Origin of the sequence: Methanocaldococcus vulcanius M7, assembly GCF_000024625.1 — an archaeon.
GTDB classification, from domain to species: Archaea; AGJL01; Methanococci; order Methanococcales; family Methanocaldococcaceae; genus Methanocaldococcus; species Methanocaldococcus vulcanius.
Window position 1 is genome coordinate 1,721,230 of the sequence record NC_013407.1, and the last position, 25,100, is coordinate 1,746,329.

The following is a 25,100-nucleotide window of genomic DNA, read 5'->3' on the forward strand; positions in this document are numbered from 1 at the left end:
AGAATCATCTAAACAATCCAACTGGGGGATAAAAATGAACGTCGAACAGGCAATTGAATATGTAAAAAAGAACAATGTTAAGTTTATAAGGTTTCAGTTTGTAGACATATTAGGATTTCCTAAAAATGTCGCATACCCTGTAAAGTCAGGAGAAAAAGGAATGGAAGAATTAAGAGAAATATTTGAAAACGGAGTTTGGTTCGATGGTTCATCAATCACTGGTTTTGTTGGCATTGAAGAGTCAGATATGCTCTTAAAACCTGACTTGGAGACGTTATCAGTTCTTCCATGGAGACCTGAAGAGAAGAGTGTAGCAAGAGTTATCTGCGATGTTTATAAAGATGAAAAGACACCATTCGAAGGAGATCCAAGAAGCAGATTAAAAGCTATTTTAAACGAATTAAAAGAAGAAATGAATGGAGAGTTTTTCGTAGGACCAGAGCCAGAGTTTTTCTTGTTGAAAAGAGATCCACACAACCCACACAGATGGGTTCCTGCTGACGATGGGGGCTACTTCGATGTTGAGCCATTAGACGATGCTCCAGACATTAGAAGAGATATTGTTTTAGCGTTAGAAAACCTTGGCTTCCACGTTGAGGCATCACACCACGAAGTCGCTCCAGGACAGCATGAAGTTGACTTTAAATTTGACAACGCTTTAAAAACCGCTGATAGTGTTATAACATTCAAGATGACAATAAAAAACGTTGCTAAGAAGCACGGTTTAAAGGCAACATTCATGCCAAAACCATTCTTTGGAATGAACGGAAACGGAATGCACTGCCACCAGAGTGTTTGGTTTAACAATGAGCCATCATTCTATGATCCAGAAGGCCCATACAACGGATTGAGTGAAACATGTTTAAGTTATATAGCAGGAATATTAAGCCACGCTAAGGCATTAGTTGCTATAACAAACCCAACAGTCAACTCATACAAGAGATTAGTTCCTGGTTATGAAGCTCCTGTAAATATCGCATGGGCAAACAAGAACAGAAGTGCTATCATCAGAGTTCCAGCTGCAAGAGGAAAGGCAACAAGAATCGAATTCAGAGCTCCAGACCCAACATGCAACCCATACTTAGCATTTGCATGTATGTTAGCTGCTGGATTGGATGGAATTAAAAACAAGATGAGTGCTCCAGAGCCAGTTGAGAGAAACATCTTCAAGATGTCAGAAGAAGAGAAAAAGCAGTTGGGAATTGAATCAGTTCCTGCAAACTTAGCCGCTGCTTTGGATGAGTTAGAGAGCGATGAGGTCTTGCAAAAGGCATTAGGAAAACACATATATGAAAACTACATGGAAATTAAGAGAGCTGAGTGGGATGAGTTCAGAATATCCGTTACCGATTGGGAGAAAAGCAAATACTTGATATACTAAGTCAATTAGCACAAACTTTTTATCTACAACTTTTTATCTACTTTTTAATTTTTTAATTATGCTTTTTTATAGGATTTTTTATTAATCATTGACATTTAAAAATTGGAGTTAATAAATTATAAGTTATATATTATTTATCAATTAATCTTAATTAATCAGATTCAGTTATGATGTGAGAGCATGAAGGCAATAACAGTTTTAAGCGGTGGACTTGACTCCACTGTTGCAACACTCATTGCAAAAGATCGCGGTTATGAGATGACAGCAATAACCTTTAATTATGGACAGAAAGCAGTAAAAAGAGAAATAAATTCTGCAAAAAAGATATGTGAAATACTGGGAATTAAGCATATTGTAGTTGATCTTCCATTCGTTAAGCAGTTTGGAAAAAGTTCCCTAATAACTGAAAAAGAAATTCCAACACTAAAAATGAACGAATTAGATAGTGAGAAGGCATTTGATACAATGAGAGCAGTTTGGGTTCCTGCGAGGAATGTAATAATGTTCAGTATAGCAAGTGGTTTTGCTGAATCATTGGGAGCAGAAAAAATATTCATTGGAATAAACAAGGAGGAAGGGATTACATTTCCAGACAATACGATAGAGTTTGTTGAAGCGTTTAATAGAGTTTTAGAGTATGGAACACTAAATAAGGTTAAGATAGAAGCTCCCCTATATGACAAAACAAAGGAGGAGATTGTTAAATTGGGAGCTGAGTTGGAGAAAAAACTTGGTGTTGAGGTTTTAAAGTATAGTTATTCTTGCTATCATGATAATGGAGAGGACTTTTTACATTGTGGAAAGTGTGAAAGTTGTATGAGAAGAAAGAGGGCTTTTTTGAATGCAGGAGTTGAGGATAAAACAAGATATATTGAATAAAATATATTAAATAAAATTAAAATTCAAAAACAAAAACTTATAATGCTTTCAGTTTTAATCAGAAGGGGTTATGATCTCATAAAATACCTTAGCCATTTTAACCAAGTCATCTATTCTTATATGCTCATTTGGTTGGTGGGCTGTTTCTTCTCCAATTCCCCAAACTGCAACTTCATATCCTTTGAATCTTAAAAATGCCGCAACAGTCCCTCCACCCATTCCACACAATTTCGCATCTTCGTTTAAAACTTTTTTTATTGCTCTTTTTAACTCTAATACAACTTTGGAATCTTTTTTGGTATAATTTGGTTGTTCCTCTTTTAGTATTTTATAATTTATTTGCATCTCTACTGAGGGATCGTAATATTTTAACCCTCCTCTAAAATCAAAGGTTTTTATAAAGTTATCTATCTCTTTTAAAACATCTTCTAAACTATAAGTAGGTAGAATTCTACAATCAAATACCACTTCAACGTGCCCGGGAATTGTATTTGGATTTTCAACCCCACTTTTTAAGATTGTTGGCTCAAACGTTGAGTATTTTGGTAGAAAGATCTCATCAACATTATCAAATTTCTCATAAAGTTGTTTATATAGTCCATTTGCAAAGTTAAAAGCTATAACATCTGCATTAACTCCATTTTCTGGTGTGCTTCCATGACACTGTTTTCCTTCTATATCAAATTTTATCCACAATATTCCTTTTTCTCCAATTTCAATAAAATCCCCTTTTGGTGTCCCAAAGTCAGGAACAATTATCAAGTCATCTTTTTTAAATATCTCATTTTCAAAGTTTAACAAATATTTTAATCCATACTCGCTACCATCTTCTTCATCAGAGACAAAAATCAAGGATAGGTTGTATTTTGGTTTAACATTATCACTCTCAAAGATCATTTTTAATAATAACAAAGAGGAGACAATTCCCTTATGGTTGTCCTCACTACCTCTTCCATATATCTTTCCATCTTTAAGAACGGGCTTATAAGGATCTGTTTCCCATAAACTAATATCTCCTTCTGGAACAGTATCTAAGTGAGAGATAATGTGTAATGTTTTCTCTTTTCCAAAATCTAACTTGAATACAATATTTGGTCTTTCAATGCCGTATTTATCTATTGTCGTGTAATCTTTCAGCGTGTAATTTGTTATCCCATATTTGTTTACATATTCTATTAATTTTCTTTTAACATAGTTTGCTTTTTCTTTTTCTCCTTTTCCTCCAAAAGATGGATTGACGGAGTTTATCCTTATCAGATCGCTTTCTAATTGTATGGCTTCTTTTGTTAGATCCATAATCTCATCTCATTTATTTTTTATTCCATTGATCATATTAGATAAAATTTTTAGCAGTATTTTTTTATCTTCATTATCAAGATTAAGTTCATTTAATGTTTTAATTATCTTATGTATTGGTTGGTAATATTTTTCATAAATTTTAAGGATTTTTATAGCATCTTCGGTTATTCCATATATCTTCTTTTCTTTTCCAAATTTTGTTTTTTCTTTGGATTTTAATTTTAAACATCCAATTCTCTCAAGTTCTTTGAATATATCGCTTATTGTTTGTTCTCCAACGTAGTGTTTTTCAATTTTTTTATATTTGATTTTTTTATTAATTTTTTTAGTAATGTTATAGATGGTAATTTCCTCCCCTTTAATTCCAAGATCTATAATCTCCTCCATCAATTCCAGTTTATTATGCAATTTTTTTGGCATAGTTTCATCCAAAATTAAAAGTGGGCAGATGATATAAAAATATCGCCGTTAAAAAGATTTATTCAAAAATATATGTAATTTTTGTTGAATATTCCTATATATAATCCTGGAGTGGCTTAATTATATTATTGTAAAACTTACAAAGGGGTGAGGTCGATGGTAGCTCCAAGAAAACCAAAAAATCCAAAGAAATAATATAATTACCTAATTTACTTCCTTTTTGTTTTGTTAATCTTTACTTCTGATTTTTAATTGTCTTTTTCTATTTCTCTCTTACTTTTAATTTTATATTTGCTCCATATTCATTTTAAATCTTACTTTAAATTTTAAATCTTAATTTTATTTTAACCTTTTGATTATCTTATTTATTTATATTATCAACACGTTATTTTTAAATATATAACTAAAAGGATAAGGTGGGAAATATATATCAAAATACCAAGGAGTAGGAATCTCCAAACTCCAATATTCCCTTTAGATAACCTTAGAGTTATCAAATTTGCAAATGAAGCAATTAAAGTTCCATTTCCACCAACGTTAACTCCGTAAGCGATGGGAAGCCAGTTATTGTATAAATTAGAAAGCAATACAGCAGCTGGAACGTTTGAGATAATTTGAGAGAGGAGAGAAGAGTAAATCATCAGCATAACATTGCCACAGTTTATTAAAAATATATTTATAATTCCTGTTTTCTTTAAACCTTCTATATCTACAAATAGAAATATGAAAGTTAAGAGGAGAAGATAATCGATCTTTGGCTTTTTGTAAAAAAGAACTAAAAGTATTAAGGGAAGGGCATAAACAAAATTCAATTTTCCAAATATGCATAATAAAACCAACACAAATAACGCTAAATACAACAACCATTCTTTTTTAAATTCAATGTCTGAAATAGTTGCCTTATATTTTTTAAATTCTAAAAAAGGTAGTATAATAATTATCCCAATAATCTCAAAGGGAATCATACTGGTAATAAATTTCAAAGCCCCAATATTGTAGAAATGATATAGATAAAGATTCTGCGGGTTCCCTATTGGAGTTAATGCACTTCCTATGTTTGCTGAGATTCCCTCAAAGATCAGTAGTTTTTCTAAATCATCAACTGGGAGATCTGCATATTCGGAGATTATTAAAGTTAAAGGAATTATCACAAAAAGAGAAACGTCATTTGTTATTATTGCAGAGAGAAACAATGTCAAAAAGATGAGAACAAGAAAAACCCTTTCAGATCTTTTTAATATTTTTAACGAAATATAATCTAAAAACATTGTATCTTTCATAACATTTACAACAACCATTAAATAAAATAAGGAAAATATTGTCTTCCATTCAATTGCATGGAAAGCAAGGGTTGGACTAACTACATTAAATATCAAAAGCAAAATTCCAATTCCAATAAATATTAAAAATATGAATGTATCAATTCTCATCCTTTCCCTCAATGGTGATCAATTATGAGATGCTCTCTATGCAATAAAAAACTTTGCTATGTCGGAAAAGATTGTAGAAAAGATATTACCGAGGAAATAATTAAAGAATACCTAAAAGAAGAAAATTTAAAAATTGCTAAACTCTCATCTCATATAGAAGCAACTTACTATATGAAAAAAACTCGATTAGAAGAGATCATTGAATTTTGTAAACTTATGGGTTATAAAAAAATTGGAGTAGCATTTTGTATTGGCTTAGAGAATGAAGCAAAAACACTGTCAAAAATACTATCTAAACATTTTGACGTGTATAGTGTCTGTTGTAAAGTATGTGGAATAGATAAAGACATTTTTGAATTAAAGAAAATTCGAGAAGGAGAAAAAGAGGCAATGTGCAATCCCATTGGACAGGCAGAAATTTTAAATGACATTGGGACAGATCTAAACATAATGGTTGGGTTATGCATAGGACATGATATTCTATTTCAAAAATATTCAAATGCTCCAACCACAGTTTTTATTGTAAAGGATCGAGTTTTAGCCCACAATACAGTCGGAGCAATTTATAGCAAATACTATCTAAAAAAACTTTTAGAGGGAGATTAATGAACAAAAAATCTTTAAAACCGATAATATGGGATGATGAAAAGAAAGAGTTAATTTTAATCGATCAAAGAAAGCTTCCAAATAAATTGGAATACTTTATCTGTAAAACCTATGAAGATGTTGCCTACGCAATCAAAGAGATGGTTGTTAGAGGAGCTCCAGCGATAGGTGTCTCTGCCTCATACGGTATGGCGTTGGCTGAGATAAAAAATGAAGATATATTAAATGCCTATAACACATTAAAAAATACACGACCAACAGCAGTTAATTTGTTTTGGGCATTAGATAGATGCTTAACCGCCTATAAAAACGGAAGATCAATACTTGAAGAGGCAAAAAAGATCCACAAAGAAGATATAGAAACATGTAAAAATATTGGAATAATTGGAGAAAAACTTATTGACGATGGAGATACAATACTAACTCATTGTAATGCTGGAGCATTAGCAACATCCGCCTATGGAACTGCTTTAAGTGTTATTAGATTTGCCTTTTATAATGGTAAAAGAATTAAAGTTATAGCAGATGAGACAAGACCAAGATTACAGGGAGCTAAGTTAACGGCCTTTGAACTCAACTATGAAGGAATTCCAGTTAAGGTTATAACTGACAATACAGCTGGTTTTTTAATGCAGAAGGGAGAGATCGATAAAATCATAGTTGGAGCAGATAGAATTTTAGCAGATGGAACCGTGTATAATAAAATTGGAACTTACAGTTTAGCAGTTTTGTCTAAGTATCATGAAATCCCGTTTTATGTTGCTGCCCCTCTTTCGACTTTTGATCTAACCAGTAAAGAAGAGGATGTTATTATTGAAGAGAGAGATGAAAAGGAAGTTGCTTATATAGATGGAGTTAAAATAATCCCTGAAGGGGTTGGTTGTTATAATTATGCCTTCGATAAAACACCTCCAGATTTGATAACCGCGATTATTACTGAAAAAGGTATTGTAAAGCCAAGTAAAGATGAAATTTTAAAATTATTTAACAAGTAGTTAGATGGATAAGGGGTAGAAACTATGGGATGTGTTGATAAATTAAACTATGAGATCTTATACAAAGGAGGATTCAAGGACTGTGCAGAGTTTATAAGAAAAAATTTTAAAAATATAAAGGAGAAAGAAGCAGGATGTGAAATATTCGAAGGTATTTTTTTGATTGGAATCCCTCCAATACCTGTTGCATATGAAGAGAACTGTATAATCTTTCCATATACAAAACCATGTTATGGAACGTTTGTTTTAAAAGTAAATCTCAGTGAAAATGAGAAAGAAAAAGAAAAAATGGGAGAAGACAAAAATAAGAAAAGTTTTTTATCAAAATTAAGATTTTGGTGAAATGATGAGTATTTTGATAGTGGTTGGATGCCCAGAACCTCCTGCTCTAATACCGTCTGTTTTATATTTAATAAATCAGTTAAAGAAAAAAGGATTTAATGTTGTTGTAGCAGTGAATCATGCTGCCTTAAAATTGTTGGAAATAGCTGATGATGACAAATACTATTTAAAGGGCGTTGGGGCTGTCGATATTGATGAAGGGCTTAGAGGAATCGAAGGCATCGATAGAATAATAACCTTTGTCCATAATGATGGAGGAGTTAGTTATACAGCAACATACAAAGTCAAATATAACAAACCAACCTACGCCATTGTTTTTGGAAGAAAAATAAACAGTGATCATGTTGAGGCATTAAAGAACAGCAATATAAACGTTTATACTGCAAGAGCGTTTCACAACCCCCTGCCTATTGTTAACAAAATAAAAGAGATTTTAGCAAATATCTAATATAGCAGGGCATTTAATAACTTCTAATAACCTCTAAAAACTCATCTACTTTTTTTAGGTCTTTTTTTCCACCATAAGCTTCTAAGGATGAAGATACATCTATTGCATAAGGTCTAACTGTCTTAATTGCCTCAACTACATTATCCTTATTCAAGCCGCCTGCTAAAATCAGGGGTTTTGCTAAATATTTGTTAAGATGTTTAGAGACATCCCAATTATGCACTTTTCCTTCCATTTTTACACGTTCTATTTTTGTATCTACCAATATTGCATCAACATACTTTTCATACTTTTTAACTTCCTCTAAAATAGATTTAAAATCAATATCCTCATCCTTAGGAATATGTATAACTTTTATAATGTCAGCATTTAATTTATTCTCACTTTTCAATTTTTTTAGTTCTTTAACAAACTCTACACTTTCAAATCCATGAAGTTGTATGGCATTTGGTTTTAAAAGGTTATAGAGTTCTAACACATCAGAGATTTGCTCTGGCATAATTACAGAAACAAGTGTAGTGAAGGGGGAGATACTTGATTTGAGTTCAATAGCTTTATCTAATGTTATCTTTCTTGGCGTTTTTATTGGAACATCTACAATAACTCCAACAGCATGAACTCTTTTTGAGATATATGCCATATCCTCTTTATTAGTTATTCCACATATTTTAATCTTTACCAAGAAACCACCCCATAATTTTTAGAGGTTTAATTTTTAACTTTATTTTATTTATTTTTTATTTTTACTTTAATCTTAATTTTTATTTAGATTTTTTCTTATTTTTTGTGATTGTTAAGGTTTTTGGATCTTCCCCTCCCCCTTCGTTAGAGTTTTCTGAGGTAACTTCATCAATAACTTGTATTAGATAGTCAACTAACTCCTTTAATGTTGAAATTATCTCTGGAGTTATCTTAATAAGATCTTCTTCAGTTATAACACCAATTATTTTTCCTCCATCAGAGATAAATAACTCTCTCGTTTTATGCTTGCTCATCAATTTTAATGCTTCATCTATTGTTGTCTCTGGAGGAATTGTTATAAGCTTTGATGATGATATATCCTCTATTTTAACTTTATCTGGAGATAGTTTTTTAATTAAAACTTTTTTTAATATATCTTTCTCTCTCGCTACTTCTATCTCATTCTTAGATCTCTCACAAACTACAAGAACGCACGGAACTTCTTCTTCTATCATCAATTTTGCTACATCATAAACTGAAACATCCCCACTAACTACGATCGGTCTTTTCATTATGAGTAAAACTGGAACCTCCCCTACCATTGTATTCCCCAACCATCTTTAAAGTTTTCAAGTATATTATGTCTTCAAGGTTTAAGTATCTTAGTTATTTTTGACTTTGATTATATTTATACCTTAATATAAATGATATACAAATTATACAAATGTATCTCTTCACTCAACCGAAAAGCTTATATATCAGTTTTACATACTTTAATTTCGCTTGCGAGGGCTCGTGGTCTAGATGGCTATGATGCCGCCCTGACACGGCGGTGGTCGGGAGTTCGAATCTCCCCGAGCCCACCATAATTTTAAACCTTTTCTGAGTTATAATTCTCTTTTGATGAAACTTTTTCTAAAAGTTTCGTTTCTATCTCTCGAGTCCAACTCACCTTCAGATAGTTTTTATAAGTTTTTATTAAATATACTTTATTTTTATCGTTTATGATTTTCACTTATTTTAAATTGATCCATAAACTTTGGAATAGCATTTATTGCATAGCTTAATGAAACTGATTCGTATCTTTCCTTTAAATATCCTTTTTCGATCATAACCCTACCCACCCAATCAGAGAATCTTTTATCTTGGATAACTACAACTCCATAATCTTCTTCTGTCCTTATTAATCTCCCAATCATCTGAACGAGCGTTCTTGCCATTCTGTCAAAAGATGTCATTAAAAAAGCTCTCCAATGAGCATCTTTAACTCCTTTTTTTCTAAATTTCTCCTCTAAGAGTTTCTGTTCCCTCATTATAAGTGGGGTTGGAACTGGAAACGGAAGGGCATCGATAACCACACCAATAAGTGCCTCTCCCGGAATATCAACACCCTCAGCAAATCTTCCAGTTGCTAACAAAATCCCTCCAACTTTTTCAAAATGCTCTTTTAATTGCTTAGCTTCATTTCCATCCATTCCTTGCTCATACACATGGATGTTTTTATTTTTTATTGATGTTTTGTTAAGGTTTGATTTTAAGTATTTATAAAAACTGTCCAAATCTTCAAAACTTTTAAATAAAACTAATGAATTCCCATTTATTGCTTCTAATATTTTTAATAGGTTCTCATTTGCTTTTTTTCTATCTTTTTTTTCATATTTCATATCAACGCCGTCTTTTAAGGCAAATATCTTTTTTCTATTCTTTGGAAACGGGCTATCTAATGTCAGAAATTCTGGTTTTTCAACCCCTGTTTTCAAAGCATGCATTTTTAAGTTCCCAATTGTCGCTGAGCAGTGTATAACCACAGCATTTCCATATAACTCCTTCAAATAACTGCTAACAAAAACGGGCTCGCAGAGTAGAGACGATCCACTCCTATATATGACATAATTGTCATTTATATATTTCAAATTTTTAATATTTTCTATAAATTCGAGAAGATACATATCAGATAACTTTTTCCTATGGATAAAATCAAGTTCTATGGCAATTAACGCCCTACTATCTATTTCAAATCTTAATTCCTTTCTGTCGATCTCTTCATTCTCTTTAAAATTCAATATTTTATTTTTTATGTTGTTTATTTGGTAATAGGCATTTAAGATCACCCCTAAGATAGCCAATTCTTCCTTATACTTCCAGGATCTTACGCTCTCCCCATCAAATATAATCGTATCTTTACATGCATCAATATCTATGTCTTTTCCAATCAGATATCTCTCTAAAATTTCCCAAAAGCTTTCATCATCAACATCCAACCTCTTTCTCAATATTGGAGGAGCATAATGTATTGCCATATATTTTAATCTATTTATTGATAATTCAGGATTAATCACTATGGTTGAGGCATTTCTAACACTTCCTTCCAATTTGTGGGCTTCATCACATATTATTACATCTATACCTCTACTCGCTTCAATTTCCTCTTTTGCATAATAAAACATGCTATTGTTCATCACTACTATATCAGCTAACATACTATCGATCTTTGCCTTTTGATATTCACACGTGCAGAGGGGGCAGTAGTATATAACTTTATCTCCCAACTTTACCTGATGCTTTTTTAATCCGCAGTAGCAGATTGGTTTTCTGTTTGGCCTATAAAGGCATTTTTTATTTAATTGGCAGTATAAACGATTTGCTTTTCCTCCTCTTGATTTGCATATAAAATTACTTTTTCCCATTAAAAAGGCAACATTTAAATTGTGTTTTAATGAACTTAAATCATCATAAATCCTAACCTGCTGGTCTATTGTTTCTGTTAGGATTAAAATCCTCTTCCCTCTCTCTGCAAAGTATAAAGCAGGAATTAAATAACTCAGTGTTTTACCCACGCCTGTCGGTGCCTCTACTATCAAGTTTTTTTTATTTTTTATACAGTTGTAAATTTTTAGCATCATCTTTTTTTGGGGCTCTCTAACCTTTGGATATGGGAATTTCTCTTCAATATACCTCTCAAAATCCATAACTTTCCTCTCCGTTTGGATTTAAATTGTTTGTTGTTAATTAAAAATTTTAATTAAAAATTTGATAAATTATTAAAATATTAATCAAAAAATTTAAATGAAAATTAAAAAAGTGTAAAAAGTATTTGACATGAAAGGAAAATCAAAAATTGTATTGAAAACTTTATCTATCCTATTTTTTACTGGTCGTAATCTTTATGTGTGTTCTCCACTGCTTTGTTGTAATACTCTACCGCCTTTTCAAGATCTCCCTGTCTTTCATATATTTTAGCTTTACTGAGCAGTGCTCTAATGTAGTGAGGTTGCAATTCGATAACTCTATCGTAGCATTTTAGTGCCTCCCCCAATTTTCCAAGTTTTTGGTAAAGTTCTCCCTTGTAATACCATAAAGCAACGTCATCTTCCCTTATCTTCAAACCCATGTTTATGTATCTCTCTACATCTTTTAGATCACCTATTAGCAGTAGTAAAGAAACAGCATGCCTTATTGCATCTATCCATCTAACATTTAGTTCGTCGATCAATTTTTTAAAACATTCGATCGCTTCTTTAAATCTACCCATTCTTTTTAATAAAACTCCTTTAAGATATAGTGCGTTTTTATCTTTTGGTTTTAACTCCAATGCTCTATTGAGGCATAAAAGTGCCTCTTCATACTTTCCAAGTTTTCTCAAGATCTCTGCTTTTTTAACCCACATCGGAACAAAATTTGGTGTATATGCTAAAATTTCATCGTATGTCTTTAACAGTTCATCATACTCCCCCAAAAATTCTAAACATATGGTTTTTAATAAGAAAGCAGATGGAAATTTATTTTCAATACCGAGTGCTTTGTTGTAGCATTTTAATGCCTCTTCACAGTTTCCACTCATTCCATAAAGTTGTCCCAAAATCATCCACATTATTGGATTTTTTGATTCTAACTTTAAAAGTTGTTCAAATGCATCTATTGCTTCCTTTATCTCCCCCTTAGCAGATAATGCAAGACCTTTTAAAAATAAAGCCATATAAAAGTCCGGCTCTAATTCTAACGATTTTTCAGCATAATATATTGATTTTATCAAATTTCCTTCGAATAATTCACGATATGATCTTAGAACATTTGCAATTGCCTCTAACGTATCAACTCTTGGGGTTTTTTTTCTGTTCATATCTCAACCACCATAAAAAATTAAAAATTAGAGATTAAATGGTTTTAAAATTTGATCTAATGTTTGATTTATTTTTATTGTGGTAAATCTTAATCAATACATCAACACACTTTTAATGTTTGTAGTTGAGTATATAAAATATTTTTTGTTAAATTTTATTTTATAAATTTTTAGTATTTTTTAAATAATTTTAAATTTTAGACATTATCTATCAAGTGCCATGTTGTAATATTCAACTGATTCTTCAATTCTACCCAATTTCTCTAAAACTCTGGCTTTCCCTAATAGAGCTTTTGTATGATGAGGCATTAATTTAATCGCTTTATCATAATATTTTAATGCCTTTTCAAGATCTCCCTGTTTCTCATACAACCTTCCTTTAAAATACCATAAACTTGGATCATTTGGCCTTAGTTCAAGCCCCATCTCTATATATTTTTTCGCTTTTTCAAGTTTATTGAATAAAAAGCAGAGATAGATCGCATCCCTAATAACTCCCAACCACCTCACATTTAACTCGTCAATAAGTTTTTCATAGTATTTAAGAGCTTCATTTAATTTTCCAACTCTTTTAAGAAGTAATGCTTTTAAATATATCGCATTTCTATCATTTTCGTTTATTTCAAGCACTTTGTCTAAACAAACAAGTGCCTCCTCATACTTCCCAAGTTTTCCAAGCATGTGTGCTTTAAATAAATATGCAGGGATAAAATTAGGAGATAGTGAAATTAACCTATCACAGCACTTTATTAATTCTTCATATCTCCCAGAAAAGCAGAGGCATAATGCTTTAAAGAAGAATGCGGTTGCAAATTTCTCTTCAATATTTAATGACTTCTCATAACATTTTAATGCCTCATCTAAATTACCCATAATCTCGTAAAGTTGTCCAAGAAGTGCATATGCAATTGGATCGTTTGAATTTGAAGTTATTTCTTTTAGGCATTCTATTGCTTTTCCAACCTCTCCTAAGATTGCCAAAGATATTGCTTTTAAAAATTTTGCAAATTTAAATTTTGGATTAATTTCAAGAGCCATATCTATGCAATAAAGAGATTCCAATAGATCCCCCCTATCCCTACACTCATATGACTTTAAAAGATACGTTAATGATGCCAATACATCCGTTTCTCTCAGATCTCTTTCAAATTCTTTCTTACTATCATCTTTATTTTCTAACTCCATAACAATTCACCGATTCACATAGTAAATTTCATACTCGAAATATTTAAAATACTAACTTATTATTGTCTTAGGATATATATTAAAATTATGTATTATCGTTAAAATTGTAAAAGCGAATGAATAAGTATTCAATTTTTAAAATTAAAAATTATTATTTTTGCAAATTAACAAAAATTATTTAAAAAATAACTGTCTATCAACTTCCCCCTCTCCTACAAACACGTCCTTGAATCTTGTTAAATAGTTCCCAATGTCCAAGAGTGTTTCAACTTCCCTATAAAATGACATTTTTCTAAAATGCTCCCTTCTATTAAGTTCTAACAAATATCTTACAATTTCTCTTTCATTATTTTTGGTATCAAACTTCATTAAATTGACCTTTATCTCATCTATCTTACTAAACAATCTATCGTTTTCATGCCCAAATACTTCATAACATCTCTCTAATAACATATCAAATGTCTCAGCACCAAAGATATATCTACCAAACTCTTCTCTCTCTTCCCATGTGATCTCTAAATCCTCATAAAGTCGTGTCTTACTACTATACTCCATCCCAGCATTTATTATCTTCTCAAAATTATCAAAATATAGCTCCTTTATTAGATCTATAACCTCCTCTATCACTCGCTTATCAACCTCTCCATGTTGGATTCCTTTACAGTAATGTTTTATTATTAAGAGGGGAGTTCCATCCCATTTTACCATACAACTAAATGGAAATATCCTACACATTAACGGTTTAAACTCAATCCCTTTTTCTAAATGAATTTTACATAAATTGTTGTTCAATAAAACACAACCTTTTTCATTAACCTTTAATCTATATTTAAAATCCCCACAACACTCTTCTATTGCATATTCATAGTTTTTTAAACGTATCTTATCAAAATAATTTAAGTATATTCTCCATTTTTCGCATGAACAGCAATAAGCACAATTTATGCATTGATAGGTTATCCCTTTAAACGTTATTTCCCAGTCCATAGAGATCACTGTCCTTTTAATTTTATAATTGAATAAAACTCATAAAAATTTTAAAGATTTTAAAGTTTCATATAGTAAAAATATTATACTAAGAGGTTAATAATCTTAATTATAAATTTTACGGTGATGTTATTGATAGAGCTTACGTATGCATTTTTATTTGTGGTGCTTGCTGTTTTGATTGCATATAGAGAAAAGCTGGGAATAGAAAAGAAGATAGTATATGTTTCAATATTGGCATTAATACAACTCTTTATACTTGGATTTGTTTTGCTATATATATTCTCTTTTGGAATGATTGGAGCATTTTTAATGATATTTTTTATGATAACACTTGCATCCTATTTGATAATGAGAGAAATTAAATTATCTCATAAGTCAAAATTATTTATTAGCTTGTTTCTTACTTTTTTAGCAACTACATCAGTTTCTTTGGCAATTTTAATTATTCCAAAAGTTGTTAAATTCGAGCCAATATATGTAATTCCACTTATGGGAATGGTTATTGGAAATACGATGAATACTGTTCACTTAGCCCTTGATAAAATCATTGATATGGTTAAATCAGAACGAGATATACTTTGGGGATACTTAGCACTTGGAGCTACAGAGATAGAGGCGTTGAGACCTTTTATCAAAAATGCGGTAAGATCAGCTATCATCCCCCAGATGAACAGAACGAAGTCCGTTGGTGTTATCTTCATACCGGGAGCGATGGTTGGGATGTTGCTAAGTGGAGCAAATCCAATCTACGCTGCTGAAATTCAAATTGTAATAATGTGGATGATATTAAGTTCTTCTGTAATTTCGAGTATTTTAATATGCTACTTGATGTATAAGGAGATTATTAGGGCTTAATATAAAAATAAAAAATCGATAAATTAAAAGCAAATATTAAAACAGAAACAGATAAAAATAACAGAAAATAATTTAACCTCTAAGTTCCTTCATCTTCTCGATCCTCTTTTTAATCAGATCAATCTTCCCAATATCGCTCCTATGGTAAACCTCTCCTTTAATGTATTTCGTTGCTTCTTCAGCAATTTTTTCTGCAGTTTTTATATCATCTGCAACACCAACCACAGCAACAGCTCTCGATCCTGTCATATATATGTTTCCATTCTCCTCATTAACTGATGCATAGTGCAAAATTGCACCCAACTTCTTTATTGCCTCTTCATTAACTATAATCGGCTCTCCTTTAACTGGATTGTCTGGATAACCCTTAGGAACGACATACTTACATACAGTTGCCTTGTTCTCAAATTCAACTTCAAGATCTTTAAGTTTTTTGTCTACAATTGCCTTACAAACATCTAAAAAATCACTTTTTAATATTGAAAGAAGATTCATTGCCTCAGGATCTCCAAATCTTGCGTTGTATTCAATGATTTTAGGCCCTTCCTTAGTTAGCATAAACTGCCCATATAAAATTCCCTTGTAGCCACCAACTTCTTTTTTTAATGCTTTAACTGTCTCTTCCATGATTTCTTTTGCTAAATTAACATCTTCATCGGTCATGAATGGTAATTTATGATCTGGGCATGAATAAGAGCCCATCCCCCCTGTTATGCTTCCCTTATCTCCCTCTAAGGCATGAGGATGATCTTGAACAAATGGTGTAAACTTTATTGTATCTCCATCCACAAATCCGTGAAGCGTAAATTCAACACCCTCTAACTTTTCCTCTATCAGAACTTTACCTCCACCCAATCCACTCTCAAATACCTCTTTTGCATATTTTTTCGCTTCTTCATTATCTTTCAACTGCTCTCCAACAACTTTAACACCCTTTCCTCCTGTTAATCCGACTGGTTTTACAACTACTTTGATTCCTTTTTGAGTTAACTCATCAATAAAACTTTCCAATTCCTCCCCATACTCGTCAAACGCTTTATATATTAAAGAGCCCTTTATATTGTATTTCTTAAATAAGTTTCTCATAAATTCTTTATTTGTTTCTATTTGAGCAGCCATTTTGCTTGGACCAACTGCTGGAATTCCCAACTCCTCTAAAAGATCAACAACACCTTCCCCTAAAGGTGCCTCTGGGCCGATAACTGCTAAATCAGGTTTAATTTTTTCAGCAAATTCTTTAACTGCTTCCAAGTCCGTCTCTTTTGCTAATTTTACTTCTTCAGATAATCTTGCAATTCCTGGATTTTTATTTTTCATTAAGGTATATAACTTCACATTTTCATTTTCTTTTAAAGCATGAGCTATTGCACTCTCTCTTGCTCCTCCTCCAATTAACAAAACTTTCACATTATCACCTCTTTTATTAAATAAAACACAACAAATAATATGTGATATTTATTTTAAGTGTTCTACATCTTGTTATTACTCCAATACAATCTCTCGGTATTCTTTTTTTTCAGTGTCCAATATCCCTATTGTCGGAACCCCAGTTAAATAACCACAACACTCTCCAGGGTTTATTATCAACACATCGTTAAGTTCTTCAAACACTCTATCATGGGTGTGGCCATAGATAACAACATCATACAACCCGGATTTTATTGCCATCTCTAAAACTGACTGATGATGTCCATGTGTGATAAAAAATCTTAAACCATCAATCTCAACAGAGATAAAATCATCTATAATGTTCTCTTCATTTATATCTCTTAGCCAATCCCTTAACTTACATCTCTCTCCATCGTTATTTCCATACGTTGCTATAATATTGGCATTCAAATTCTCAAATTCCTTTACCACAAACAAACTTACAAAATCTCCACAGTGAATTACGGTTTCTACCTCCTCCTCATTAAAAATATCGATCGCTTTTCGTATGTTTGGAATATGGTCATGAGTGTCGCTTATTATTCCAATTTTCATTTTATCCCTCGGAATTTCAAAATTATAAACTGATTTAAAGTTGGCTATAAAGTTTTTTGTTTTAAGGGTTATAATTTATCTTATTTATTTTTTTATTATATATCATTTATTTTTACACTTTTGGGACTCAATAGTTGTTGATTCTTCATCAAAAAAATCTTCGCTTCACCTATCAAATCTACAACATATTTAACGCCCTTACTTTTTATTATTATACTGTCTGATGTTGCAACACTCTCCTTGTTTTTAAGTTCAAAATCACAATTTTTAACACAAAAAACCTCTCCTTTAATATTAAGATCTTTCATTCCCTCTCTGATCTTTTTTGCTAAAATTCCACTTTTAGACACCTGGGAATCTAAATATATGCATGGAGTTATATTGCTATATTTGAGAATAGTTAATAAAAGATATATAGCAGTGTCTGTGAAGTCATTTAATTTATACTTTCCATAAACGTTCTCAAAGTCCCTATAAATATTATCATCACATAAGACAACTTCATTTCCTTTGATTAGTGCCTCCAAACCGATAAGGACATTAAATCCATCAATATATAATGTTTTTCCTTTTAAATCTTTTAATTTTCTTAATTTCTTTTTAGTAAGTTTTACTTCCTCATCACTGTGAGTAGTTCTAACAATTCTAAGTCGATCCTCTCTACTCAACTTATAGTGATTTGCCACAAAATTCAATGCAACATCTTTTTTGTATCCTCTATTTATTAAATATTTGAAATCCTCCTTAGCCCTCTCGAGTGTCATAATCTCTCCTTATTATACAAACATCTTCACACTCTCTACAAAATATACAACTATCTATATCCACTTTAACAATAAGAGAGTTTACATACTCATCAGGAGCTAAAATTGCCTGCAATGGACATTTTTCAACACATTTTAAGCAGAGTTTACATTTTTCTGGATCGATGGTTTTGTTGATCACATCGATAGCTTCACATTCGCATAAACCACAACTATTACATCGATCTTTTATTATAATTGGAGTTTTTGGTTTTGGAATTTCGTTTTTAATTATTGGAATAGGGCAAACTAACACACATATTCCACATTTTAAGCATTTATCATTATCTATTGTAAATCTATCTTCTATAATCGCATTTGTTGGACAGACATCAACACATAAACCACAATGAGCACAGATTATTTCTCTAAACTTAAATATCGATATTGCATTTGTTGGGCAAACACTCACACACAAACCGCAACCTATACATTCAGTTAATTGAATTGGTTTGGTTTTTGATGGCTTTTTAAATTTTTTCCTATTTGTTAAGAAGATATTTTTTATAATGGCTTTTATCAAACCCTTTCCTTTAAGAATTTTATAAAACTCCTCTTCCATAGATCTCACGTCAAAAATATTAAATATGTCATATATATTTAAATATACAAATTAATTTTTAAAAAAATAAAAACTATAAAACATAATCATAATTTGAAATAAAATTTTGGCGCCCTGGCCGGGATTTGAACCCGAGTCACGGGAGTGACAGTCCCGTATGATAGGCCGGGCTACACCACCAGGGCTCATAAAAAAATAAAAAGTGGCCGGCGGCGTCGCCCCTTTCCCGCCAGAAGGCAGTACTCGGGGCATCGCTGGGGGACTTAACTTCCGAGTTCGGGATGGGTTCGGGTGTAGCCCCCCCGCTATGACCGCCGTGCCAAAGAAATAACGGGCCCGAAGGGATTTGAACCCTCGACCACCTGGTTAAAAGCCAGGCGCTCTGCCAGACTGAGCTACGGGCCCTCTCAGCCCTTAGCTCGCGTGCGTTCCAAACTTATTGTATTTCTCATATATATACTTTTCGGTTCTCCCCATAAGTGGGAGATGGTCCGGCGGGCCGGATTTGAACCAGCGACATGCGGATCTACAGTCCGCCGTTCTACCAGGCTGAACTACCGCCGGACAAAAATGGTGGGCCTGCCCAGATTTGAACTGGGGTCTCAGGATCCCAAATCCCAAAGGATAGACCAGGCTACCCCACAGGCCCCCATAATAATGAAACCTTTATAAAGTTTCAAATGGAGCCCCGGGGGGGATTTGAACCCCCGACCACCTGATTACAAGTCAGGCGCTCTACCAGGCTGAGCCACCGAGGCACGCTTGCAGTATTAGTAAATTACTGATGTAGTATATAAAGTTTTCGGTTGTTTATTCTTTCCAATTTATATAATATTGAAATAAATTGAAATATAATAAAAGATAAAAAAACCATTTAAAACTATTTAATAATTTATACAACAATATATATAGCGATTCCAACAATTCCTCCAACGATTGTGGCAATTAGGTTAACATGCTCATTGTTTAATATTCCCTTCCTTTCAAATACTGCTCCGACTAAACTGTCTGCTAAATTTCCCATAATCCCTCCGATAGTTCCACAGACAACGAGTTTAATATCTCCAAATAACAGAAATGCGATTAACCCTATTAAGAAAGCTCCAAATAACCCTGCAAGTGTTCCAAATAACGTTATTGCCCCATCAGTTCCTTTTTCAACTGTCTCGAATGTTGTTATTAATTTAGGTTTTTCATTAGATAGCACTCCAAGTTCTGAGGAAAAAGTATCTGACGTTGCAGCAGCTATTGCAGAAACAAACCCCACTAATCCAAAACTAAAACCAAAAATCGTTAAAATTGCAAATATTAAAGGGATCAATCCATTAGCAATAACATTTCTCAGACCTCTTCTTGTTTCATCAATTTTCTTAGCTTTCTTTTTTTCAAGACCTGCTCTACTAACTAAAACCCCAAGAATAAAAAAAGACAGTAGTAGGAGAAAATAACCAATCCCACAAAAATACAGCAAAAGAAATCCCATTATTGTAGATCCAGCAATCCCTGCATTATCTAAGCTTTTACTTTTTTTAATTACTACTGCTAAGATCAATACGATGATTATTGAGAGAAATAGTTTTGCAATATGCATCATCCCAACTTTTAAACCCAATATTTGGTTTAAATATTTTTAAAATATTTTTAAGATTTTTTACTGATCATTAGAGGGAGAGTATACAACAAATTTAATTTATAAGGAAATGAAGCCCTGGCCGGGATTCGAACCCGGGTCAGGGGATCCGAAGTCCCCTATGCTATCCGCTACACCACCAGGGCATATTAAATATTAACAATTAAAGATTAATAAACTGTTAAAACAGCAAATTTCTTCTTATCAAAATTAGCAATAAGTGAAAGATAAAAAATATTAAAAATTGAAATAATATAAATCCCAAATATTAAAATTGTCTGAAATTTATTGTTTTAAAGCTAATTTTATGTCTTCGACTTTTACTGTTTTTCTTTTTGCGTGCTTAGCTAATTCAACTGCTTCTTTTGCAATCTCTAATGCGATTTCTTCAACTGCCTCTGCTAAGTATTCAGCAGCAGCTCTACTAACTCTCTCTGCTCCTGCCTTTTTCAAGATTCTTTCAAATGGTGCAACTGGAAGCTCAGCCATAATATCACCTCAAAAATTTTACAAGATGACATTATTATTGAGGCAGTATTTAAAATTTTCGGTTTGGTTTTGAAGTTTTTTGGAAAATTGTCAACCATAGGGAAAAATGCATATAGAATATCTTACTTCTATAAATTTGCAAATTTGTTAATTTGTCAAAGTGAATGAAATAAACTAACTTCAAAGTTTAATTTTTTCTTCAATCTTTTTGATTTCTTCTGGCTTAGCAACGGTTTTAGGATGTTTTGGTAGATAAGGACATTTTATCTCCTTTTCAGTTGATATTTCGTAAGTCCCAATATTCTTGGCTATTTTAATTATTTCGTCTTTATCAAGACCTATTAATGGCCTCAATATCAAATAATCCACTCCTTCACTTATAACCCTCAAGTTTTTTAACGTTTGAGAAGCAACTTGTCCCAAGTTGTCTCCTGTTATTATGGCATCACAATCTAAATATTTAGCATATTTTTTAGCAACTTTAAGCATGTTCTTTTTACAAAATATGCATGTGTAATTTTCTTTTTTTATTTGGGACAGTTTTTCTATGAGGTTGTTCATATCCTTTTTATAATCATAAACGACAAATTCTAAATCTGTATCATAATCACTTAAAATTTCTACGATCTTCCTAACTTTATTTAATGCCTCTTCGCTCATCTTCAAATGTAATAAAACAACCCTACAACCTCTTCTAATCATCATAAAAGCTGCAACAGGGCTATCTATTCCGTCAGATATTAAACAGAGTGCCCTTCCCTGACTTCCAGCAGGTAAGCCCCCAATACCCTCGTATTTTTCAGTAAAAACATATGCTCTATCTTTTAATATTTCAATACCAATTATAATATCCGGATTTTCTAAATCAACATTTAACCCAAGTTTTTCAATAACTTTCTCTCCAACCTTCTCATTTACTTCAACTGATGTGTATGGGAATTTTTTATAACTTCTCTTTGTTTTAACTGCAAACGTTATATTTTTAGCATTATCTCCAATATTTAAAGATTTTATCTTTTTTCTTAGCAGTTGGATGGCTGTGTTTGAGATCTCCTCAATATCCAACCTACATTCATAAACCGGACTATATGAGACAATTCCTGAAACCTTTTTTAATAGTTTTATTGCTAAATCTTCCTTATTTTTGGTATTTAATTTAATAAGTAATCTTCTATGTAATATTATAACATCCGCATCTATTTCATACTTTCTGAATAGTTTTATAATGTTTTTTCTCAAAATCTCCTCTAAATTTCTTCTAATTGGGGTAGATTTTAACCCAATTTCTCCATATCTAACTAATATTTCCATCTTCCCCCCTTAAGCTTTTCCTTTTTTTGCATAGGCAATAATACCATTTATTATCGAAACTGCCACAGGAGTTCCACCTTTTGGACCAACCGTTGAGATATTGGATATGTTTAACTTTCTGAGTTCTTCTTTTGACTCTGTTGCTTGAACAAACCCTACCGGAACTCCTATAACTAATCTTGGATATATATCCTCTTCTTTAATTAACCTTATAACTTCAAATAATGCAGTTGGAGCATTTCCAATAACTACAATTCCATCATCTATTAAGTCCTTTGCTAATCTCATTGAGGCAACTGCTCTTGTTATTCCTTCTTTTTTAGCTATTTCAAAAACATCGGGATGATCTATAAAGCATTTAACGTTGTCATATCTAATCCCTGCTTTAATCATATTTACATCAACAATTATCGGTTTTTTTTCTTTTATTGCTTTAATTCCTTCCACTATTGGATTATTTTTAAATACTAAAAGTTTGGCATACTCAGGATCGGCAGTGGCATGAACCACCCGCTCTATAATTCCCATCTCTTCTTCGTTAAAATCATTTATTTTACCCCCTAAGACGTCTTTTATTTTATTTTTTACTATTTCCCTTGATTTATTTGCAATATTAAGTCCATCTTTTGATATTGCTCCCATAAAACCCATAAAAATCCCCTCTTACTAAAAGATTGGAATAGATAATAAATAATAAATTAAATAAAAAATATAACGTAAAAAATAAATATTTTATTTTAAGGTTTTATTCTTTATTTTTTAACGTTTTAATCACTTCATCAACTATTTTAGGGGCCAATCCAATATATGCCCTTAGGATGAACCTTTAATAAAGGTTCATCAAAACTAACACCTCTTCGCATACGCTCGGAGGTGTAAATTAATGTTTGCCCTTGATTTTATTTATTTTTTAACGTCTTAATCACTTCATCAACTATTTTAGGGGCCAATCCAATATATGTTTTAGGATTCATTAATTCATCTAACTCCTCCTTCGTTAAATATTTCATAACTTCTTCATTTTCCAATAAAACGTCTTTTAAGTGTCTTTTCTCATCATAGGCCTTCATTGCACACTGCCTTACAATCTCATGAGCTGTTTGCCTACCCATTCCTCTCTTAGCCAGTTCAATCATTATTCTCTCAGCCATTATAAGCCCTTTTGTTAAGTTTAAATTTCTCTCGACATTTTCTTTATTTACCCTCAATTTTTTAATTCCTTTAATTGCCAAATTTAATATATGATCTGTTAAAACGCAAACCTCTGCAAATATACATCTCTCAGCTGATGAGTTTGTTAAGTCCCTCTCCTCCCATAATGGGATATTATCCATTTCAGCAATGCATAGTGATTTTACAACCCTTGATAAACCGCAAATCTGCTCAAATGTTATAGGGTTTCTCTTGTGTGGCATTGTAGATGATCCTGTCTGTTTTGTAGGATCAAACTCCTCCTCTAATTCTCCAATTTCAGTTCTTTGCATACTTCTAACTGTAATACCAATTTTATTTAATGTTTGGGCTATCAAAGACAATAAAAAGACAAATTCTGCATGTCTATCTCTTTGTATAACTTGGTTTGAAATTAAAACCGGCTCTAAACCCAAGATCTCAGCAACTCTTTTATGCACTTCTAACCCTTTCTCTCCCATTGCAGCCATTGTCCCAACAGCCCCTGTAATCATAGACACACATATTCTCTTTTTTGCTTCATTTAACCTCTCTAAGTGTCTATCAATCTCAGCAGCCCATAGAGCAAATCTCATCCCGTAGGTTGTTGGAATTGCATGCTGTCCATGAGTTCTTCCAACACAGACAGTATATTTATGCTCTTCCGCTTTATCTAATAAAATGTCTCTTAATTGCTTTAATTTGTTTTCAATGACCTCCATGGACTCTTTTAATAACAGAGAGTTAGCAGTATCGACAATATCGTTTGATGTAGCTCCAAAATGAATATATTCTCCAGCATTTCCCTCACATACCTCTGCCAAAGCTCTGATCATTGCAACAACATCATGTTTCGTCTGTTTTTCAATTTCTTTAACTCTTTCTAACTTTACATACTTCGTTGATGCTTTTTTGTTTATCTCTTCTGCCGCTTCCTTCGGAATTAAACCAAGTTCTCCCTGTGCTTTGGCTAATGCCGCCTCTACCTTTAACATTTTTTCTAATTTATTTTCTTCTTCCCATATTCTCTTCATTTCCTCTGTTCCATATCTATAATCAATCGGATGCACAGCCATCTTCTCACCAAATAGATTTATTACACCCATTTTCTAATAAATTGATAATGCTTTTTATATTTTAACTATATGCTATTTTTTATTTATCTTGTTGTTTGTTTCTGTTTGTTTGATTTTTAGGTTTTTAGTTTAGATTTTTGTTTTTTATTTGGTTTTAGTTGGTTTCTAAGGGGTGGTTTGTTTTATTGTTTTTTATATTTGGATGTGTTTGATTATAGGGATTTTTTAGAGTTTTTAATTGATTATAGTTGTTTTTAGAAATCCATGGTTGATTAAGTGTGTTTTTTGTTTTTATTTTCTGTTTATTGTTGTTTTTTAAATAAAAGTTTGAATTGTTTTGTTAAAAGGTTTATAAAGAAAAGGGGTTATTTATGGGTAGAAATTTTATAGTATGGAAAACTATAAATATTAGTAAAAATATTATAATGAAATAAGAAAAATTACC

At 31.9% G+C, this 25,100-nt stretch carries 25 protein-coding genes, 7 tRNA genes and 1 rRNA gene; 8 read left to right on the forward strand and 25 right to left on the reverse strand.

Features of this window, described 5'->3' with window-relative positions; translation table 11 throughout:
• Window positions 1-34: 34 nt before the first annotated feature.
• Together glnA and queC are read left to right on the forward strand one after the other, a co-directional pair.
• Window positions 35-1,381, forward strand: coding sequence for a type I glutamate--ammonia ligase (glnA, locus tag METVU_RS08565; protein WP_048196960.1), 1,347 nt, complete (start codon window positions 35-37; stop codon window positions 1,379-1,381).
• Between the two features lie 180 nt (window positions 1,382-1,561).
• Complete coding sequence (gene queC, locus METVU_RS08570; protein WP_015733794.1) at window positions 1,562-2,260, forward strand: 7-cyano-7-deazaguanine synthase QueC; 699 nt, start codon at window positions 1,562-1,564, stop codon at window positions 2,258-2,260.
• 54 nt (window positions 2,261-2,314) lie between these two features.
• Here the strand turns inward: queC and METVU_RS08575 are convergent, their stop codons facing one another.
• The 3 genes from METVU_RS08575 to METVU_RS08585 form a co-directional block, all read right to left on the reverse strand.
• On the reverse strand, window positions 2,315-3,556 hold the full coding sequence (locus tag METVU_RS08575; RefSeq protein WP_015733795.1) for a M20 family metallo-hydrolase: 1,242 nt from the start codon (window positions 3,554-3,556) through the stop codon (window positions 2,315-2,317).
• A gap of 9 nt (window positions 3,557-3,565) precedes the next feature.
• Window positions 3,566-3,979, reverse strand: coding sequence for a hypothetical protein (locus METVU_RS08580; RefSeq protein ID WP_015733796.1), 414 nt, complete (start codon window positions 3,977-3,979; stop codon window positions 3,566-3,568).
• Between the two features lie 377 nt (window positions 3,980-4,356).
• Entirely contained in the window at window positions 4,357-5,409 is a 1,053-nt protein-coding gene (locus METVU_RS08585; RefSeq protein ID WP_015733797.1) for an SLC13 family permease, read from the reverse strand.
• Window positions 5,410-5,433: 24 nt separating this feature from the next.
• On the opposite strand from METVU_RS08585, the gene METVU_RS08590 reads away from it, so the two are divergent.
• The 4 genes from METVU_RS08590 to METVU_RS08605 are packed head-to-tail and all read left to right on the forward strand — an operon-like array spanning window position 5,434 to window position 7,800.
• On the forward strand, window positions 5,434-6,015 hold the full coding sequence (locus METVU_RS08590; protein ID WP_015733798.1) for a DUF1847 domain-containing protein: 582 nt from the start codon (window positions 5,434-5,436) through the stop codon (window positions 6,013-6,015).
• A complete protein-coding gene (gene mtnA, locus METVU_RS08595; protein ID WP_015733799.1) occupies window positions 6,015-7,010 on the forward strand; it encodes an S-methyl-5-thioribose-1-phosphate isomerase in 996 nt (331 codons plus the stop codon). The genes METVU_RS08590 and mtnA overlap by 1 nt, the downstream gene beginning before the upstream one ends.
• 24 nt (window positions 7,011-7,034) lie before the next feature.
• Window positions 7,035-7,352 (forward strand): DUF1894 domain-containing protein, encoded by a 318-nt coding sequence (locus METVU_RS08600; RefSeq protein ID WP_015733800.1) that lies wholly within the window; start codon window positions 7,035-7,037, stop codon window positions 7,350-7,352.
• Between the two features lies 1 nt (window position 7,353).
• The gene (locus tag METVU_RS08605; RefSeq protein ID WP_015733801.1) at window positions 7,354-7,800 is read left to right on the forward strand and encodes a DUF1890 family protein; all 447 of its coding nucleotides are present in this window, start codon (window positions 7,354-7,356) and stop codon (window positions 7,798-7,800) included.
• Between the two features lie 13 nt (window positions 7,801-7,813).
• On the opposite strand, the gene METVU_RS08610 is transcribed toward METVU_RS08605, so the two are convergent.
• Both METVU_RS08610 and METVU_RS08615 read right to left on the reverse strand, forming a co-directional pair.
• Window positions 7,814-8,482 carry a phosphoribosylanthranilate isomerase gene (locus METVU_RS08610; protein WP_015733802.1) on the reverse strand — a complete coding sequence of 223 codons (669 nt, stop codon included), beginning with the start codon at window positions 8,480-8,482 and terminating at the stop codon, window positions 7,814-7,816.
• A 79-nt stretch (window positions 8,483-8,561) separates the two neighbouring features.
• Entirely contained in the window at window positions 8,562-9,083 is a 522-nt protein-coding gene (locus METVU_RS08615) for a CBS domain-containing protein (RefSeq protein ID WP_015733803.1), read from the reverse strand.
• Window positions 9,084-9,270: 187 nt separating this feature from the next.
• On the opposite strand from METVU_RS08615, the gene METVU_RS08620 reads away from it, so the two are divergent.
• Window positions 9,271-9,347: transfer RNA gene (locus tag METVU_RS08620), tRNA-Val, on the forward strand.
• Window positions 9,348-9,476: 129 nt separating this feature from the next.
• Here the strand turns inward: METVU_RS08620 and METVU_RS08625 are convergent.
• From METVU_RS08625 to METVU_RS08640, 4 genes are all read right to left on the reverse strand, one after another.
• Window positions 9,477-11,450: an ATP-dependent DNA helicase gene (locus tag METVU_RS08625; protein WP_015733804.1), complete on the reverse strand. Its 1,974-nt coding sequence runs from the start codon at window positions 11,448-11,450 to the stop codon at window positions 9,477-9,479.
• Between the two features lie 179 nt (window positions 11,451-11,629).
• Window positions 11,630-12,601: a tetratricopeptide repeat protein gene (locus tag METVU_RS08630; RefSeq protein ID WP_015733805.1), complete on the reverse strand. Its 972-nt coding sequence runs from the start codon at window positions 12,599-12,601 to the stop codon at window positions 11,630-11,632.
• Between the two features lie 204 nt (window positions 12,602-12,805).
• Window positions 12,806-13,786, reverse strand: coding sequence for a tetratricopeptide repeat protein (locus METVU_RS08635; protein WP_015733806.1), 981 nt, complete (start codon window positions 13,784-13,786; stop codon window positions 12,806-12,808).
• Between the two features lie 174 nt (window positions 13,787-13,960).
• Window positions 13,961-14,773 (reverse strand): YkgJ family cysteine cluster protein, encoded by an 813-nt coding sequence (locus METVU_RS08640; protein ID WP_015733807.1) that lies wholly within the window; start codon window positions 14,771-14,773, stop codon window positions 13,961-13,963.
• A gap of 126 nt (window positions 14,774-14,899) precedes the next feature.
• On the opposite strand from METVU_RS08640, the gene METVU_RS08645 reads away from it, so the two are divergent.
• Window positions 14,900-15,631 (forward strand): ABC transporter permease, encoded by a 732-nt coding sequence (locus tag METVU_RS08645; RefSeq protein WP_015733808.1) that lies wholly within the window; start codon window positions 14,900-14,902, stop codon window positions 15,629-15,631.
• Between the two features lie 72 nt (window positions 15,632-15,703).
• Here the strand turns inward: METVU_RS08645 and purD are convergent, their stop codons facing one another.
• The 16 genes from purD to purB all read right to left on the reverse strand — a co-directional run bounded on the left by purD (window position 15,704) and on the right by purB (window position 24,655).
• Entirely contained in the window at window positions 15,704-17,038 is a 1,335-nt protein-coding gene (gene purD / locus METVU_RS08650) for a phosphoribosylamine--glycine ligase (protein WP_015733809.1), read from the reverse strand.
• A gap of 75 nt (window positions 17,039-17,113) precedes the next feature.
• Window positions 17,114-17,614, reverse strand: a complete 501-nt coding sequence (locus tag METVU_RS08655) for an MJ0936 family phosphodiesterase (protein WP_015733810.1) — start codon at window positions 17,612-17,614, stop codon at window positions 17,114-17,116.
• A gap of 95 nt (window positions 17,615-17,709) precedes the next feature.
• Window positions 17,710-18,378: a DUF434 domain-containing protein gene (locus tag METVU_RS08660; protein ID WP_015733811.1), complete on the reverse strand. Its 669-nt coding sequence runs from the start codon at window positions 18,376-18,378 to the stop codon at window positions 17,710-17,712.
• The gene (locus tag METVU_RS08665; protein WP_015733812.1) at window positions 18,359-18,979 is read right to left on the reverse strand and encodes a 4Fe-4S binding protein; all 621 of its coding nucleotides are present in this window, start codon (window positions 18,977-18,979) and stop codon (window positions 18,359-18,361) included. Before METVU_RS08665 ends, METVU_RS08660 begins: the two co-directional genes overlap by 20 nt.
• Window positions 18,980-19,086: 107 nt before the next feature.
• Window positions 19,087-19,164, reverse strand: a tRNA-Asp gene (locus tag METVU_RS08670).
• Window positions 19,165-19,183: 19 nt separating this feature from the next.
• Window positions 19,184-19,298, reverse strand: a 5S ribosomal RNA gene (rrf, locus tag METVU_RS08675).
• A 12-nt stretch (window positions 19,299-19,310) separates the two neighbouring features.
• Window positions 19,311-19,384 (reverse strand) — tRNA-Lys (locus tag METVU_RS08680).
• A gap of 82 nt (window positions 19,385-19,466) precedes the next feature.
• A tRNA-Tyr gene (locus METVU_RS08685) sits at window positions 19,467-19,543 on the reverse strand.
• A 7-nt stretch (window positions 19,544-19,550) separates the two neighbouring features.
• Window positions 19,551-19,628: transfer RNA gene (locus tag METVU_RS08690), tRNA-Pro, on the reverse strand.
• A 32-nt stretch (window positions 19,629-19,660) separates the two neighbouring features.
• Window positions 19,661-19,737 (reverse strand) — tRNA-Thr (locus tag METVU_RS08695).
• A 134-nt stretch (window positions 19,738-19,871) separates the two neighbouring features.
• Window positions 19,872-20,573 carry a TIGR00297 family protein gene (locus METVU_RS08700; RefSeq protein WP_015733813.1) on the reverse strand — a complete coding sequence of 234 codons (702 nt, stop codon included), beginning with the start codon at window positions 20,571-20,573 and terminating at the stop codon, window positions 19,872-19,874.
• Between the two features lie 110 nt (window positions 20,574-20,683).
• Window positions 20,684-20,755 (reverse strand) — tRNA-Arg (locus METVU_RS08705).
• Between the two features lie 139 nt (window positions 20,756-20,894).
• On the reverse strand, window positions 20,895-21,098 hold the full coding sequence (locus METVU_RS08710) for a histone family protein (RefSeq protein ID WP_010870446.1): 204 nt from the start codon (window positions 21,096-21,098) through the stop codon (window positions 20,895-20,897).
• Window positions 21,099-21,278: 180 nt separating this feature from the next.
• Window positions 21,279-22,409: a tRNA uracil 4-sulfurtransferase ThiI gene (gene thiI, locus METVU_RS08715; RefSeq protein WP_015733814.1), complete on the reverse strand. Its 1,131-nt coding sequence runs from the start codon at window positions 22,407-22,409 to the stop codon at window positions 21,279-21,281.
• Between the two features lie 9 nt (window positions 22,410-22,418).
• Complete coding sequence (locus tag METVU_RS08720; protein WP_048197128.1) at window positions 22,419-23,051, reverse strand: cobalt-precorrin-8 methylmutase; 633 nt, start codon at window positions 23,049-23,051, stop codon at window positions 22,419-22,421.
• Between the two features lie 257 nt (window positions 23,052-23,308).
• Window positions 23,309-24,655, reverse strand: coding sequence for an adenylosuccinate lyase (purB, locus tag METVU_RS08725; protein WP_015733816.1), 1,347 nt, complete (start codon window positions 24,653-24,655; stop codon window positions 23,309-23,311).
• Between the last annotated feature and the right edge of the window lie 445 nt (window positions 24,656-25,100).